We start from the raw sequence: 16,333 nt of genomic DNA, 5'->3' as shown, positions 1-16,333 counted from the left end.
GAGGTTGGTATGGGGTGGAAGACCGGGCTAACTCGGCTGTTGTACAGCCTCGTTGATCCGGAAAAGGGGAAACCTGCTCATACCAACCCCTATACTTGCGTATAGTCCTTTTTCAATCAAAAATTCATGGAATCCCATTCCTGAATTTTTGGATAAAAAAAACCTCCGGGGGGTACCCGGAGGTTGGTATGGGGTGGAAGACCGGGTTCGAACCGGCGACCTCTGGAACCACAATCCAGCGCTCTAACCAGCTGAGCTACAACCACCATTTAAACCTGACCCGAAATTATTACGGTTTTGCATACCGGAATTTTCCTTCTCAGGCGGAGGCAAAGGTACTTTATTTTATTATTTGGATCAAATTAATTCCCAGCATATTTTATCAGGCAACAGAGCTGCCAACACGCCTCTTTAAAGCAGTCTTACTACATCTGCGAATACTAGTTTTTACGGGAATTCATCGGCTAGATGTACAATTTATCAGATAAAACACACAAAAATGGTCGTTTCACAACATATTTTAGTTTGCCTGCCAGCCTGAAAGTATTTTTAGATTTTACTATACCTATGGCTGGTTCTACCAACATATTTACTCGTTATTCCATGAGAAAGGTAGCCTTCGGGATTCTGGGGTTATCCGTCCTCCTGTCCTTTGGAGTGCACAATAACCTCCTGGCCCAGAGTAACAGCCAGAAAAGAATGCAACAAAAAATAAAGTCCCTTAAAAACCAGGAGGGATTTTCCCCCAGGGATACTGCCTATATCAACCTGCTCAATGACTATGCCCTGGAAATGCGGTTTTTTGATACTGACAGCCTGCTGAAATTGGCAAATGAAGCCATGCGCCTGAGCAAGGAAAGTGGTTATGCCCGGGGCTTAAGTTATTCCCACCTTCGGGTAGGAGATTACTGGTCTGATAAAGGAAATACGGAAAAGGCTATTCACCATTACTCAAAAGGGCTTGAGCTGGCTAAAGTAGCCGAAGACAAAAAACTGGAATTACGGCTGCTAAACAACCTGTCCGGCGAATACGCCTACAAAAGTGATTATGCCCGGGCGCTGGGTGGCTATCTGGAAGCTCTGGAACTGGCAGAAGGCCTGAACGCCCTGTTATTGCAGTCCATTATCAATGAAAATATTGCAAACCTCTATGCCACTCAAAAAGACTACGAAGAGGCCCTGATCTATTTCAAAAAAGTAAAAAGAATCAATACCAGAATTGGAGATGAAGTGATTCAGGCAGAAACGATGAGTAACCTGGCTTCGCTCTATGCAGATATGTCAGAACTGGATTATGCTATTTTCAATGTTAACCAGAGTATTAAGGTTTTTGATAAAAATCAAATCCTGGACTGGCTTGCATACGCTTATGAAATAAAAGGAAAGGTTTACCTTAAAAAATACAACTACAAATGGGCACTTTACTGGTACCAGTTAAGTGAAATCCTGCATAAGCAATTGGAAGACGATCGCTCGCGTATTGATTTGCTCAATGGGATGTCCGAGGCCTACCTGGGTCTGGAGGAAGATAGCCTGGCCAGGAATTATGCCATAAGGGCTTTTAAAATTACCGAAAAAATCAACTTTGTTGAGGGCAAGCAAAAATGTGCCCTGACCCTTTATAAAGTGCACAAAAAAGCTGGAGAATATCCGGAGGCACTGGTCTACCATGAGCTTTATCAGCAATTGAAGGATTCCCTTTCGCGCAGGGAAAACCGTCAAAGCCTTTCGTTGCATAAAACCAAAACAGCTTACGAGCGTCAAAAACTGGAGCTTATTGAGGAAAACGAAAAAGCCCTTGCCCGTCAAAATCGCTATATATTGGCAGGGTGGAGCATGCTTCTTATTTCTTTGATTATCAGTTACCTGATTTACCGAAGTAAAAAGCTACAAAAAAGGCTGAATACGGAACTACAGGAAAAGAAAGATATTTTGGAGGTCCGCAAAACAGAACTTGTTGCAAACAACGAAACCAAAACAAAGCTATTTTCTATCATCGGGCATGATTTGAGAGGTCCTATAGGCGCCTTACAGGGTCTCCTTAAAATGTTTAAGGAGGGAGATGTAAATAAAGAAGAGTTTCTTTCTTTCATCCCAAAACTCAGGGCAGATGTAGACCATATTTACTTTACCCTTAACAACCTGCTCTCCTGGGGGCAATCACAATTAAATGGATCCAAAACCAAACCTGCCGATGTATCCCTTGAAAATATTGTTGAAGAAAACATTAACCTGCTTTCTGAAATTGCTGAAAACAAGTCTATAAAAATCGTCAGCGAGGTAGCACCCAATACGCTGCTCTGGTCCGATCCGAACCATTTGGACATCATAGTCAGGAACCTGATCAGCAATGCCCTGAAATTTACCCCTGAGAACGGAATGGTTACTATCAAAGCCGTTGAAAAGGCGGCTGAATGGGAAATATCCATACGGGATACGGGCGTGGGGATAGACCGGATGACCCTGCAGAAAATCTTTGAAGAGAAAAGCAACCACAGTACTTATGGTACTGCAAACGAAAAAGGTACCGGCCTCGGGTTGTCGCTTTGCAAGGAGATGGTTGAAAACAACAATGGGACTATCTGGGTTGAAAGCATCCTGCGTAAAGGAAGTACCTTTTACTTCACAATGCCAAAGTCCACAAAAAACTACAGTAAAGCCGGTTAAATAAGGTCTTCCAGACTGGATACGGCCACGGGTCTTTCTGCTGTAAAGCCCTCTGCGAACTCCACCCCTATCAGCCGGCCCAGATCCCGGGCCCGATAACTCACACTTTCGGTGAAATTTTTAGAGCTTATGGGCGTTTCCGGTTCATCGCTTTTTGGATCATAAAATTGTGAACTGTACGCCTGAATAGCCTCTAATTTTTTTTCTATGTATCCGCTTATGTCTACTGCGAAGTCTACAGGGAGGTTTTTCCACTGTATGTAATGGTAAACCTGTTTCGGCCTCCAGGGGTCCTGCCATTGTTCTTCCCCTTCCAGACGCGTATCTATTTTAACAAGGCCACTTAAGAAACAGGCATCGCTAACCAGAGAACTTCCACGGGCATGATCTATATGCCTGTCTTCTATGGCATTGCACAAGACGATATCCGGTTGAAACCGGCGGATCTGACGAATGAGAGCCATCTGATGCTCGGTATCATTCCTGAAAAATCCATCCTTAAATTCCATATTGACCCGGATCGTCAACCCGAGGGTTTCAGCTGCTTTTTTAGCTTCCCTGTCACGGATTTCGGCTGTGCCGCGGGTACCCAGCTCACCCCTTGTCAGGTCAATTATTCCAACTTTTTTACCTCGGGCAATCTCTTTGGCTATTGTCCCTCCGGCTCCCAGCTCAGCATCGTCCGGATGCGCCCCAAAAACTAAAATATCTAATTTCATACTATTCTTTCACTGTTTTCAGGAATCCAATACTTCCGATTTTATTCTGGAATGTTCCAATGCCTGTTCTATATCTTCCTTTAAATCCTTTATATCCTCAATGCCGGCTGAAAAACGGATCAGGTTTTCCGATATCCCTGCCTGTTTGCGTTCTTCCACACTCAGCAGTCCGTGTGAGGTCTTAGCGGGAATTACCAGGGTGCTTTCAACCCCTGCCAGGCTCATAGATGCCTTAACCAATTGCAGAGACTTTACAAATTGTTCCAGTGAAATAGCCGGACCCAGTTCAAAGGATAGCATCCCTCCGAAGCCATTCATCTGGCTGCAGGCCAGTTCATGGCCCGGGTGGTCTTTTAGTCCGGGATAGTAAACATTCGCTATCTCAGGCAGTTTTTTCAGAAAGCTTGCCAGGGCCATGGCATTTTCATTCTGGGCGCGTACCCTCAGGCCCATGGTTTTCAAACTGCGTTCCAGTAACCAGACGGTGTAATCACTCAGGCTACCACCCAAATTTTTTGCCAATTGGAAAATCTGGTCTATGTGCTCGGCCGAAGCTGCTACCGCCCCCGCACAGATATCGGAATGTCCCCCCATATATTTGGTGGCAGAATGTATTATTATATCAATACCGAAATCTGCGGGGTTCTGATTGACCGGGCTGGCAAAGGTGTTGTCTATCATTGTCAGAAGCCCTTTGCTTTTGGCCAGATCTGAGACTGCCGCCAGGTCCGTAATGTATAAAAGGGGGTTGGATGGTGTCTCCAGATACAACAAGCGTGTATTCTCCTGTATGGCATTCTCAAAGCTTTCGGCTTTGGTGTCTTCTATAAAACTGTAGCGAATCCCGTATTTATCAAACTCCTCCGTGAGCAGGTTATAGGTACCCCCGTAAATCTGTCTCGGGACAACAACATGGTCCCCGCTTTTTAGGAATGCAAGCATGGAAGTACTTACTGCAGCCATCCCGCTTCCAAAAATAAGGGCCTTTTCAGTATGTTCCAGTGCAGCGATCTTAAGGCACAGGGCCTCCTGGTTAGGGGTGTTAAAATAACGCGGGTATCGCTTGATATCCACATCGTCATAGGCATAGGAAGAGCTCATATACAAAGGGGATACGGCCCCCTTGAATTGTTCATCCTTCAATTCCCCTGTATGGGTACAAACCGTATTTAATCCGTGCTTCCTGTTTTTCATACTTCGTTACTTGGTCCTCAAAGTTACTAATTTACTCACACCTCTACACGCTTCCATTTCCCCTTTTTAAAGGCTAGCAGGGCCAGGACTGTCAGTAAAACCTCAGCCAGGGTAATCGCAAGAAATACCCCCAGTGGGCCCATATCCAGCAGAATAGCCAGGGTATAGGCAAAAGGCAGCTGAAATAACCAAAAGGCTACCAAATTAATCCGGGTTGGGGTAGCTGTATCCCCGGAACCGTTAAAGGCCTGGGTAACCACCATCCCATAGGCGTAGAAAATATATCCGGCAGCTATTACCCTCAGACAGAGAGCTCCGTTGTTTACTACCTCCGTCTGATGGCTGAAAAGAAGCATTAATTCAGGGGCATAAACCAAATATATTACTGAAACTAAAACCATAAATACAGCATTATACTTGCTGGTCTTCCAAACAGATATTTCAGCTCTCTCAGGTTTTTTAGCCCCCAGATTCTGCCCCACCAGCGTGGCTGCAGCATTGCTCATCCCCCAGGATGGCATCAGGGTAAACATCATTACCCGGATAGCAATGGTATAGCCGGCCAATACCTCACTTCCGAACTCACTCATGATCCGCATCAGGAAAACCCAGCTGGAGGTTCCTATAAGGAATTGGGCAATCCCTCCTACGGAAACCCGGATTAAATTGAACATCACTTTTAAATTAATGGACCAGGAGCGCAGCCCGACCTGAATCCGGCTCCAGCCAAAAATGAGAATGCTCAATTGAAAAAGTACAGCTGTGCCCCGGCCAATATTCGTTGCTATGGCAGCCCCCATTACCCCAAATTCGGGAATGGGCCCCCAGCCAAAGATAAAAATGGGGTCCAGGATAATATTAAGGCCATTGGAAAGGACCAGGGTCCACATAGCCATGGATGCATCCCCCGCCCCCCTGAAAATAGCATTGATCAGGAAAAGGAGCATGATGGTAATATTACCCCCTATCAGCCATTGTGTATATCCATATCCTTCCTCAATTAAATCAACTGAGCCACCCATAAGGGAAAGGATTTCTTTTGCATACAGGAGGCCAATTACCCCCACCCCTATAGCAACAAGGCACCCCAGCAGGATGGCCTGTACCGCTGCTTCCCTTGCGCCATCTATATTTTTCTCCCCTACTCTTCGGGCCACCACTGCGGTTGCCGCCATGCTCAGGCCAATGGCAACGGCATATACCAGGGTGATTACAGACTCGGTTAAGCCAATGGTAGCCACAGCATTTACACTAACACGGGAAACATAGGCAATATCGACAACGGCGAATACCGATTCCATCACCATTTCAAGAATCATGGGGATGGAAAGTAAAAAAATGGCTTTGCGGATACTCCCGCTAGTAAAATCAGTCTCTTTCCCGCGAAGGGCCAGCAGGAAATAATGAAAAAATTTATGAAATGGGTTCTTAAATACAGTCATGAGGAAAAATTATGTTTAATACCTATGAGAACACCTCGGTGTTCTGAAGAAGAACAGGAGCCGGCTCATGCCAGCTCTATAGCTATCGGTAACATAATCCTTAAGACTTCATGATGCCTCAAAGATGCAGAAAAATTTGCAGTTTTTCCAAATAAAATTTGACGGAGAGGTATTTTGAAGGCAGATAACCCGGTTACAGTGTTGTACGGTACCCAGATAATGTATCAGTCAATGCGTTTTGGCCCTGCGCTGTCATCGTGGATTATCCAGTGCTCATCCTGCAGGGATTTGTACCCGATCTCGTAACGCACCCCTTCCCTTTCAATCCGGTCAAGGGATTGAAGCAATAATTTATAGTCTTCCGGGGAGTTCGCAACCGACAAAATGGTATAGGAGGTATTGGCAGGTATGGCGATACCTTCTTCAAGGGTAGCAAAATTAAAGGTTTTCAGGCTGTCCAGTGAAGGGTCGAGCTCCCGCAGCAAGCTAAGCAGTTCATAATCATATTCTGCGACATTGTAGTCTGAACCCTTGTATTTTAGCCGGACCGATTCTAAAATAGCCGGTCCTACCCCATGATTTTTCAGGCTCAGGGAAAAACTATGCGCCTCAGGGTTATTGGAGTATGAGAGTTGCAGATACGGAAGGATGGAAAGGTAATTCTGCCGGCTCATCAGGTTGGTCTGGTAGATGAATATCAACAGGGTCAAAAAGCTCATAGCCATAGCACTCAGGCTTAGGATCTTCTCGGAATTCCACTTGATTTTTATTCTTTTAGCCGTCATTCAGACCTGGTTTGACCCAAAAATAAAAAAAGAGAAGGAAATTGGTCTATTTGGAGTAATGAACCTTATACCGCCAATAGCTTAGTAATCCAAGTAAGAGCACTCCGGCCACGGTATACCATACAAAGGTTGGTGTAATAACCTGGGCCCCGCTGGCATAGCTATGCAGACCCACCAGGTAAAAATTAACCCCGAAATAAGTCATCATAATACTGGCAAAAGCCAGGATGCTCAGAAAATTAAAGGTCCATTGCCCTCTCAGGCCAGGTACCAGGCGAGTGTGTATCACAAAAGCGTAGACCAGAATGGAGATCAGCGCCCAGGTCTCCTTGGGATCCCAGCCCCAGTATCTTCCCCAGCTTTCATTGGCCCATTGCCCCCCGAGGAAATTCCCTATAGTAAGCATAATCAGGCCAATGGTCAGGGCCAGTTCGTTAATAATGGTAAGCTCCTTCAGGTTCAGGCGCATCCGCTCTTTGTTTCTACTATTGGTAAGCAGGATAAGGATAAGGGAAACCACGCCAAGGATCATCCCTACGGTAAGCGGGCCATAACTGCCCACAATTACCGCCACATGTATCATCAGCCAGTAACTGTCCAGGACGGGTTGCAGGTTTGCGATGGCCGGGTCTACCCAGCTTTGGTGTGCTATCCAAAGCAACATGGCAGTAACAAAGCCCGAAGCCGCAATGGTCATATCACTTTTGCGCCCCAGCCATAACCCCATTCCCATACAGGCCCAGGATACGTATAAAATACTTTCGTATGCATCACTCCAGGGGGCATGCCCGGAGATATACCAGCGCATAATAAGACCAGCGGTTTGCCAGATAAAAAAGATGAGCAGGGTCCCTTTCAGGAAATAGGTTGCAATTTCCCACAAACGCCGTTCTTTGAAAATCCGGAATATTAAAATAAAAAACAATAACACCCCCGCCAGGGCGTAGTATTTATAGAGGCGGTTAAAAAGGTCCAGCTTGTTGTAAAGCACCTCTGCTTTAACTTTCCCTTCAGCCGGAAGCACTTCACTCCCGTGGTTGGATTGATTTTTTTTGAAAGCCGCCAGCAATTTGTCTGCTTCGGAATAGTCTCCGGTCTGTTGGCCGTTTTGAAGGGACATCAAATAATAGGGAACCGCATTATTGATAAAATTGGCGTAGAGGGAGTCCGGAACTACGTAATTCCCGGTCTGGTAATCCTTACGGGAAATCCATTTGTTATTCTCGTCGTTGATCAATGGGAACACCCTCAAAATTTCACCGCTGAGGGCCCGGTTCAGTAAGCCCAGCCGGAAGTAGGCGTCCTTAAAGTCCTGTTGGAACTTATTGGGGTTATTCGTGGCAAATGCTTCCTCTAAAACAGGATCCAGTTTGTTCAGGCCCTGCTCATCAAAAAAATCGATCAGGCGCACATATCGTTGCTCCGCAGGAATGCCGATCAGTTTTCGGATGCTGTCGTTTTGCCCTTTTTTGTCAAGCGCAATAAACTCGGTTATTGTCCAAAGGTTGGGTCGCATCATCATGGACAAAAGAACCTGGTCTGCTGAAAGGCCTTTGTAATTATCCCTAAAGCTGAGCTTCCGTACCAGCTCTGAAGCAAAGGTATTAATGGGTTTCATCCTTCCGCCCTCATCCTGAATCACCAGATGACCAAATTTTGCTGCCTGCTCTGCCGGGATGGAGGTTGCAAAAATCAGCGAATCTACCATTTGCTGGTCAGGCAAAGCCCTGTGGCTGTGGTCTGTGGTATCTATTACCTGCTGGGCAGACGTCCAAAGGGGTAGCAACAGAAATAATAAAACGCCTAGATGGGCCTTTTTTTGTTTCGTTTTTTCAAGCAGCCGGGCCAGTTCTTTAAAGCGGGTCTTCCCGAAGAACAGTATTCCCAATAGTCCGGCGTATAAAAGGAAATACCCTATATAGGTAATCCAGGTCCCCCAGAAGTCGTGATTTACAGACAGGACGGTCCCTTTTTCATCAGGGTCAAAACTGGCCTGGAAAAAACGGTAGCCCCCATGGTCCAGCACGTGGTTCATATAGATATCGTAATCGAAAGGCCGCTCGTCCACCACAGTAATCTTGCTCATAAAAGATGAATACCCTTTCTCCGTTCCAGGATACTTCTCGGCAATAAAATCATTCAGGCGGATCTCAAAAGGCAGCTCCCTTACTTTGGATCCGTATGCCATACGGAAGGTCAGGTCTCCCACTTCAAAAGGTTCTGAATACCTGGACTGTCCCTTTCCCCCCAGGATTGCCTTTTGAATTTTCTGGTCTCCTGATGCGATTTCAAGCAGCAGGGCATCCTGGTCTGCCTCGGTCTGTTCATCTTCAGGGACAGGAATGATCTCGTAAGATCCGCGCACCGGAGGTTCAGGGATAACAAACTGCATACTTTCAAGGGTATAGAGGGAGCGAAGCTGCAAAGACTGTAAGCTATCTGCCACCAACTGCCCGCTAAACTGATCTGCCATTCTTATAAAACTCCCTGAAAATGGAGACTCAATACTAAGTCCTGATTCTTCCTGTCTGATATTTATTGCACCCTCAACCTGATTGTTAAGCGTAAAAAGTACATTGTGAATGTTCGAAATTTCTCCTTCCTCCAGGTAGTGCTCATGCCGATTCCCATCCCCTGCTTCCACAATCTTCAGGTACATTTTTCCCTGGGGATCCGGTATTAGGCCAAATTTGGCGCTTTCAATGAATTCCACAAAGGAAATTCGGAATGGGGTGCCGTCAAAATCGGCATTCCAGGGTAAACTGGATTGAAGCCCCTGCTCGGTAACCAGGATATCATCTTCAAGAATTTTGCGCTGGGGTTGGCCATTGATGGTACCATCTGCAAATACCGTCAGGTAGGTTTTATCAGAATAGAAAACATTTTCAGTGGCTCCCTCGCGGATAGGCATTACTCCCTCATAGCTGATATAGCGGGTAACAAAGGCGCCGAGAATTATTAGGATCCAGGAGAGGTGCAAAAGCAGTACCGGCCACTTTTCCCAGCGCAGCAAGCGGTAACGGGAAATGTTGCCAATAAAATTTATCACGAAAAATACCATGATGGCCTCAAACCACCAGGCATTATAAATCCAGATGCGGGCTGTTTCTGTACTGTACCAGCTCTCTACAAAAGTTCCAAGAGCCATGGCAGTAGCCATAAGCAGGAATAAAACAGCCATCAGGCGGGTAGAGAAAAGGATTTTTTGAAGGCTTCTGAACATGTCAGCTTTTCAAATGATTTTCGGATGCAAAATTACAGTATTTATGGTCTAAAAAAAGGCTATTGCCAGCGGTATTTGGGTTCCAATGGCATAAAAAAAGTAATCTGCCAGCTTTAAAATGCTAATCATTTGTTTATCTGACCCTTAACTCCTGCATAAGTGCAGTTTAAAAAAAAGTTAAAATCGGGATATAGAATTTTTAAACTATTGGCACTTTAAATTACGCCCTTAGGAACTCATTAATGCGGGTATTGAGCGAAACGTATCCTGTATCCCCGAGATATCTTATTTTTACCCCATGATCCGAATCGGACTTATCGGAAATGGAAATCTGGCCTTTCACCTGCACGAGGCCATTAAACGTTCGGCAGAGCTGGAACTTACCCAACTGATCGGCAGGGATCCCGAGAAGTTTGCCAGCTTTGAATCCAGTACACCCATAGCCGATTTCAATGCTACATTAATTGCCGCCGATGTATACCTGCTCGCGGTTTCGGATTCAGCCATTGGGGAAATTGCAGGGCTATTTCCCGATACCGGAGCATTGTTGCTGCACTGCTCGGGTGCTGTTCCCTTAGATGCCTTAAAGCCGTGGAAAAGGCGCGGGGTGCTTTATCCGCTGCAGACTTTCAGCCGCAACAGAGCGGTAAATTTCACGGAAGTCCCCCTGTGTATTGAAGCCGCTGCGGCTGAAGACTATTCGCTGCTTAAAGACTTAGCGGGCATGCTTAGTTCAAAAGTGGTTAAAGTGGATTCGGACAACAGGCTAAATCTGCATCAGGCAGCCGTTTACATCAATAATTTCACAAACCATTTGGTACATTTGGGTCAGGATTTTTGTCGCAAAAGTGAGCTTCCCACAGAAATACTCCAACCCCTTCTGAGGGAAACATTTGAAAAGTTAAAAGAAATGGACGCCTATTCGGCCCAAACGGGGCCGGCCAGAAGACGGGATACCGCCACGCTCCAAAAGCATTTGAACAACCTCGGCGAGCCGCTTGCAAAACAGCTTTACCAAATTTTAACGCAATCCATACAGAATACATATGAAAAAGAACGCTAAAGAATTATTCAGGGGGGTACATACATTTATTTTTGATGTTGATGGTGTCTTTACGGATAGCACCCTACTGATTACCAGTGAAGGAGAATTGTTGCGAAAAATGAACGTCCGGGACGGCTATGCCGTAAAAATAGCCCTGGGCTGCGGCTATCGAATATGCATAATCAGTGGAGGCTCCAATGAAGGGGTTGCCAAACGATTGGGGGCCCTTGGGGTTACAGATATTTTTCTGGGGACTGACGACAAGCTGAGCGTGCTTAAATCCTACACCAAGAAGCATTCCCTGGATGCTGCAGGTATTTTGTACATGGGCGACGATATCCCGGACATCCCGGCCATGGAGGCAGCAGGAATGGTTTGCTGCCCCCAGGATTCTGTGCCCGAAGTGAAAGCCATTTCGGATTATATTTCCCATATAAACGGGGGCGAAGGCTGTGTACGGGATATTATTGAACAGGTCTTAAAAGTAAATGGCAACTGGCAGCAGCACTTTAACGCGGCACATGACTAATGGAGTTCCAGCTGCCATTTTCGAAGGTAATCCTGGGCTCTGCCTCTCCCAGAAGGAAAGAGCTGCTCCAACAGCTTGGGTTGGATTTTGAAGTGATTGGAGCTAGTGTTGATGAAGTCTATCCTGATTCACTAAAGCATTATCTGATAACTGATTACCTTGCTTCACTTAAAGCTGATTCTCTAATCAATCTTTTAGATGGAGATACCCTTTTGATTACCGCAGATACCATTGTCTGGCATAATGAAAGCGTTTTGGAGAAACCTGCTGATCTAAAAGAGGCGCGGCAGACCCTCGAGCAATTATCAGGCTCCTGGCACGAAGTAATCACTTCCGTATGTTTCAGAAGCCTTAAGGACAACTATTTGGTACATGATGTCACTGAAGTGCACTTTGGGAGGCTGGATACTGAAATGATCTCGGCCTATTTCGAAAAAGGCAACCCGCTGGACAAGGCAGGTGCCTACGGGATACAGGAATGGCTTGGCCTGGTTGGAATAACCGAAATAAAAGGGTCTTATACAAATGTAGTAGGCCTGCCCACCGCATTAGTTTATAATACGTTAAGACGCATGGCCGGGCGCAGCGATTGACGTATTTTTGCATTAAAATTGTGTTATGTACAGAATGAAGACTTCCATAATCCATTGCATATTAGTGAGCATGCTCGCTTTATTTACAGCCTGCGGAGAAAGCCCGCAAAAAGACGCCCCTGCTCCAACACAGCCTGTGACTGAAACTAACCAACTACCTCCGGCAAAACCCCTGAGTGAATCTTTCAAAGATTACTGGTACGCCGGAGTAGCCGAACTGAATTCCTATGAAATAAGCGAAGCGCGGTACGGGGAATTAAGGGAAGGGCATGCAGTCCTTATTTACGTTACCGAGCCTTTTAATACAGGGAAGCAGGTAAAGGCAGACCGTCCGGACGATCAGTCAGTTTCGGTTTTAAAGTTAAACCGCACAAAAAAATACCTGACGGGTATTTACCCTTACTCTATAATGAGCAGTATTTTCTATCCGGTTTCAGACAACCAGCATGCACTGAAGGTCAGTACCTCGGTTCAGGAATGGTGTGGACATGTTTACATGCAGCTCAATAACAGGGAATCCTTCCAGATCCAATCGCATAGTTATTTTGAAAGTGAGGCAGACCAGGACATAACATTGTCCAAAGAAATTACCGAAGACGAGCTATGGACCAAATTGCGGATTGACCCTGAATCACTCCCCACAGGAGAACACCAGCTACTACCCTCCCTGGAATACCTGAGGCTCAAGCATTTGCCCATAAAGGCCTATAAAGCTGTTTTGACGCTGTCAGACCCTGGGCAGCTCAGGACCTATACGATCACCTACCCGGAACTCAACCGAAGTTTGCAGCTGCATTTTGAAGGCAGTTTCCCCTATGTACTTCAGGGCTGGACTGAAACGCAGCCAGCCGGCTTCGGGGATAATTCAGGTGCTATCACCTCTACAGCCCAATTGAAAAAACGGATAAATACGCCTTATTGGAGACAGAACAGCAATAAAGATATCATCCTGAGGGATAGTTTAGGACTGTAAGAACTATGGAAGAATTCTGGCAACTCTACCAAAACGAAATACTAAGTACCCTAATTTGCCTGGCAATCCTGTTTGTCACAAGGCTAGTTTCCATACAAACCATTAAACGGATTGGTCGAATCAGTGATTTAAATAAACTTCGTACTAAGCTGATTGTTAAGTATGTAGTTATTGGCCATTCCCTTATTTTTATTGCAGCCCTCCTGCTTATTTGGGGGGTCAACATCAAAGACCTGGGGCTTATCCTTTCATCCGTCTTTGCAATTATTGGTGTTGCTCTTTTTGCATCCTGGTCCATACTGAGCAACGTCACGGCAGGGGTGATTTTATTTTTCTCCTTTCCATTTAAAATCGGGGATCGTATACGCATAATGGATAAAGACCTGGACAGTTCCGAAGATTATACGATTGAGGATATAAAAGCCTATCACCTGCATCTTCGTAAAAGAAATGGAGAATTAATCACTTACCCCAACAACCTGATGCTGCAAAAAGCCGTAACTGTCCTGAACCCCCTGGAGGAAGACGGTGAAGGAACCGAGGCTCTTTAGGTGTTAAAGAAGTTCTAAATTCCGGACAGAGACTACCTAATCTTTCTATCTTTGAAAGCCGACAAAACCTTCTGAACATGCCGTATTTCGCCCGCTGTATCCTTTTATGGGTATTAGTCTTTACCTCATTTACCAATGCCCAGGCACCCCACCCTCCATCCTCAGTTCAACTTTACAATGACCTGCAGAAACTGAATTTCCTGGGTAATGCCCTTTATGTTGCGGCACATCCGGATGATGAAAACACACGGCTGATCTCCTATCTCTCCAATGCCGTGCATGCCCGGACGGCTTACTTATCTTTAACACGCGGAGACGGGGGTCAAAACCTAATAGGTCCCGAATTAAGGGAGCTGCTCGGGGTACTTCGTACTCAGGAGTTACTGGCTGCAAGGTCTGTTGATGGTGGCGAACAATTTTTTACCCGGGCAAATGATTTTGGGTATTCCAAGCATCCGGATGAAACCCTGAGCATATGGGAAAAGGACAAGGTGCTTTCCGATGTAGTGCGCATTATCCGTCAATTCAGGCCGGATGTAATCATCAACAGGTTTGATCACCGGACGCCGGGCAGCACACACGGTCATCATACTTCCTCAGCCATTCTGAGTACGGAGGCATTTGAGCTGGCCGGGGATTCCAATGCCTATCCTGAACAACTGCAGGAGCTACAGCCCTGGAGCCCCAGCAGACTTTTCTTCAACACTTCATGGTGGTTTTACGGGAGCCAGGAAAATTTCGAAAAGGCCGATAAATCTCGTTTGCTCTCCATGGATGTGGGTGTTTATTACCCTGAACGGGGTCTGTCCAACAACGAAATCGCTTCCATTGCCAGTAGTCAGCACCTCTGCCAGGGCTTCGGCCGCCCTACCGTGAGAGGTTCGCAAAGCGAATACATCGAGTTACTGCGAGGAGAAATGCCCGAAGGCCAGGACCTTTTTGAAGGGGTTGACACCAGCTGGAACCGTATCGAAGGCGGCTCCGCCATAGGGAAACTATTAAGTGAGGTTGAACAAAATTTTAATTTTACCAGGCCTTCAGTTCACCTTCCTGTGCTACTGCAAGCCTATCAAAAACTACAGGAACTGAAGCCTTCTTATTGGAAAACCGTTAAAAGCGAGGAACTATCCGAATTGATAGCCGGGATTATCGGTCTGTACATGGAAGCATCTGCAGACGCCTATTACGGAATACCCGGAAGCGATGCACCAGCTGAACTTGAACTGACCAATCGTTCCGATTGGCCGGTACGTCTTACGGCCGTCACTATTAACGGTGCAGGCATCCTGAAAGAACCGCTCTCTCTTAAAGCCAACGAGGCTAATGAAATTGCCTTTGACTTTAACATACCGAAGAACCATCCCGGGACCAGTCCGTATTGGCTACGGCAAAACGGCAGCCTGGGCATGTATGCCGTGTCGGACCCTGAACTGATCGGAAAACCTGAAACTCCTGCGGCCTTTAGCCTGAAGATTATACTGGAAATCAACGGAATTCCCATAACGTTTGTAAGGCCCGTGATCCACAGATATGCCGAGCCGGACAAAGGGGAACTATTCCGGGCCTTTGAAATCCTGCCTCCTGCAACGGTAAGTTTCCAGGAAAAGGTTAAAATATTTAGCGGCGCCCATCCGCAGCAGGTGCAACTAACCGTAAAGGCCATGGCCCCCAATACCTGCGGCAGCCTTTCCCTTTCCGTCCCCGCAGGTTGGAATACAGAGCCAAAGACCCAGGAATTCATTGCTCAGGAAGCCGGGGAAGAACGGGTATTCCAGTTCACCCTGATCCCGCCCGATAAAAGCAGCGAGGGCTACGTTGAACCCAGACTAACCCTAGACGGAAAGGTCTATACAAAAGAGCTTATAACCATTGCTTATGACCATATCCCAACCCAGTCTGTTTTATTGCCGGCACAACTTAAAGTGGTGCGGCTGAATGTCGAAAAAGCAGGGCAGCATGTTGGTTATGTGATGGGTGCCGGAGATGCCATTCCGGAAAACCTGGAGGCTATCGGGTATACCGTCCACCTGTTGAAGCCTTCCGAGCTCACCAAGGAACAACTGCGGAATATGGATGCCCTGGTTCTTGGAATCCGCGCCTACAATGTTTTGGATGAGCTTCCATTCAAGCAGGATATACTTATGGAATACGTAAAGGAGGGTGGCACCATGATTGTTCAATACAATACCTCCGGCCGCGGTAATGCCGATTTTTCAGCTAATGCCCCCTACCCCTTAAGATTAAGCCGCGACAGGGTTTCGGATGAGACGGCCAGGGTCAGCATCCTGCATCCCGACCACCCGCTTATGAATTTCCCAAACCAGATCAGGGAAGAAGATTTTAACAACTGGGTCCAGGAACGCGGGTTGTATTTCCCGAACCAGTGGGATGCAGCCTATACCCCACTGCTGGCCATGAATGATCCCGGAGAATCCGCCAAAAAAGGTTCCCTTTTAGTAGCTCCTTATGGGGAGGGGTATTATATTTATACGGGCTTGAGTTTTTTCAGGGAACTTCCAGCAGGTGTTCCGGGAGCTTTTAAGCTATTTTCTAATATGCTTTCCATAGGGAAAGCCCAAATAAAATCGGAAGGTGCAGTTAAAGGATGAGAT

12 protein-coding genes and 1 tRNA gene are annotated in these 16,333 nt (G+C 46.4%); 7 read left to right on the top strand and 6 right to left on the bottom strand.

The features are described 5' to 3' along the window. Positions 1-189: 189 nt before the first annotated feature. Positions 190-266 (bottom strand) — tRNA-His (locus ACT6NU_RS12610). Positions 267-603: 337 nt separating this feature from the next. Between ACT6NU_RS12610 and ACT6NU_RS12605 the strand changes: the two genes are divergently transcribed. Further along, complete coding sequence (locus tag ACT6NU_RS12605) at positions 604-2,667, top strand: tetratricopeptide repeat-containing sensor histidine kinase (RefSeq protein WP_445382026.1); 2,064 nt, start codon at positions 604-606, stop codon at positions 2,665-2,667. On the opposite strand, the gene bshB1 is transcribed toward ACT6NU_RS12605, so the two are convergent. The 5 genes from bshB1 to ccsA form a co-directional block, all read right to left on the bottom strand. Further along, on the bottom strand, positions 2,664-3,386 hold the full coding sequence (gene bshB1, locus ACT6NU_RS12600) for a bacillithiol biosynthesis deacetylase BshB1 (protein WP_445382025.1): 723 nt from the start codon (positions 3,384-3,386) through the stop codon (positions 2,664-2,666). The genes ACT6NU_RS12605 and bshB1 overlap by 4 nt on opposite strands. A gap of 18 nt (positions 3,387-3,404) precedes the next feature. Further along, positions 3,405-4,580 carry a trans-sulfuration enzyme family protein gene (locus ACT6NU_RS12595; protein ID WP_445382024.1) on the bottom strand — a complete coding sequence of 392 codons (1,176 nt, stop codon included), beginning with the start codon at positions 4,578-4,580 and terminating at the stop codon, positions 3,405-3,407. Positions 4,581-4,615: 35 nt separating this feature from the next. Continuing rightward, a complete protein-coding gene (locus tag ACT6NU_RS12590; RefSeq protein WP_445382023.1) occupies positions 4,616-6,022 on the bottom strand; it encodes an MATE family efflux transporter in 1,407 nt (468 codons plus the stop codon). Between the two features lie 224 nt (positions 6,023-6,246). Further along, complete coding sequence (locus ACT6NU_RS12585) at positions 6,247-6,807, bottom strand: hypothetical protein (RefSeq protein ID WP_445382022.1); 561 nt, start codon at positions 6,805-6,807, stop codon at positions 6,247-6,249. A 46-nt stretch (positions 6,808-6,853) separates the two neighbouring features. Next, positions 6,854-10,030 (bottom strand): cytochrome c biogenesis protein CcsA, encoded by a 3,177-nt coding sequence (gene ccsA, locus ACT6NU_RS12580; protein WP_445382021.1) that lies wholly within the window; start codon positions 10,028-10,030, stop codon positions 6,854-6,856. Between the two features lie 298 nt (positions 10,031-10,328). On the opposite strand from ccsA, the gene ACT6NU_RS12575 reads away from it, so the two are divergent. The 6 genes from ACT6NU_RS12575 to ACT6NU_RS12550 all read left to right on the top strand — a co-directional run bounded on the left by ACT6NU_RS12575 (position 10,329) and on the right by ACT6NU_RS12550 (position 16,330). After that, on the top strand, positions 10,329-11,093 hold the full coding sequence (locus ACT6NU_RS12575) for a Rossmann-like and DUF2520 domain-containing protein (protein WP_445382020.1): 765 nt from the start codon (positions 10,329-10,331) through the stop codon (positions 11,091-11,093). After that, positions 11,077-11,604, top strand: coding sequence for a KdsC family phosphatase (locus ACT6NU_RS12570; protein WP_445382019.1), 528 nt, complete (start codon positions 11,077-11,079; stop codon positions 11,602-11,604). The genes ACT6NU_RS12575 and ACT6NU_RS12570 overlap by 17 nt, the downstream gene beginning before the upstream one ends. Continuing rightward, positions 11,604-12,197: a Maf family nucleotide pyrophosphatase gene (locus ACT6NU_RS12565; RefSeq protein WP_445382018.1), complete on the top strand. Its 594-nt coding sequence runs from the start codon at positions 11,604-11,606 to the stop codon at positions 12,195-12,197. Before ACT6NU_RS12570 ends, ACT6NU_RS12565 begins: the two co-directional genes overlap by 1 nt. A gap of 25 nt (positions 12,198-12,222) precedes the next feature. Further along, positions 12,223-13,170 carry a septum formation inhibitor Maf gene (locus tag ACT6NU_RS12560; RefSeq protein WP_445382017.1) on the top strand — a complete coding sequence of 316 codons (948 nt, stop codon included), beginning with the start codon at positions 12,223-12,225 and terminating at the stop codon, positions 13,168-13,170. Between the two features lie 5 nt (positions 13,171-13,175). After that, the gene (locus ACT6NU_RS12555; protein ID WP_445382016.1) at positions 13,176-13,721 is read left to right on the top strand and encodes a mechanosensitive ion channel domain-containing protein; all 546 of its coding nucleotides are present in this window, start codon (positions 13,176-13,178) and stop codon (positions 13,719-13,721) included. 77 nt (positions 13,722-13,798) lie between these two features. Continuing rightward, on the top strand, positions 13,799-16,330 hold the full coding sequence (locus ACT6NU_RS12550) for a PIG-L family deacetylase (protein WP_445382015.1): 2,532 nt from the start codon (positions 13,799-13,801) through the stop codon (positions 16,328-16,330). The last annotated feature ends 3 nt before the right edge of the window (positions 16,331-16,333 follow it).

Source organism: Robiginitalea rubriflava (assembly GCF_052540725.1).
Note: the sequence above shows the minus strand (reverse complement) of the source record. Positions and strands in the feature narration are given on the sequence as shown.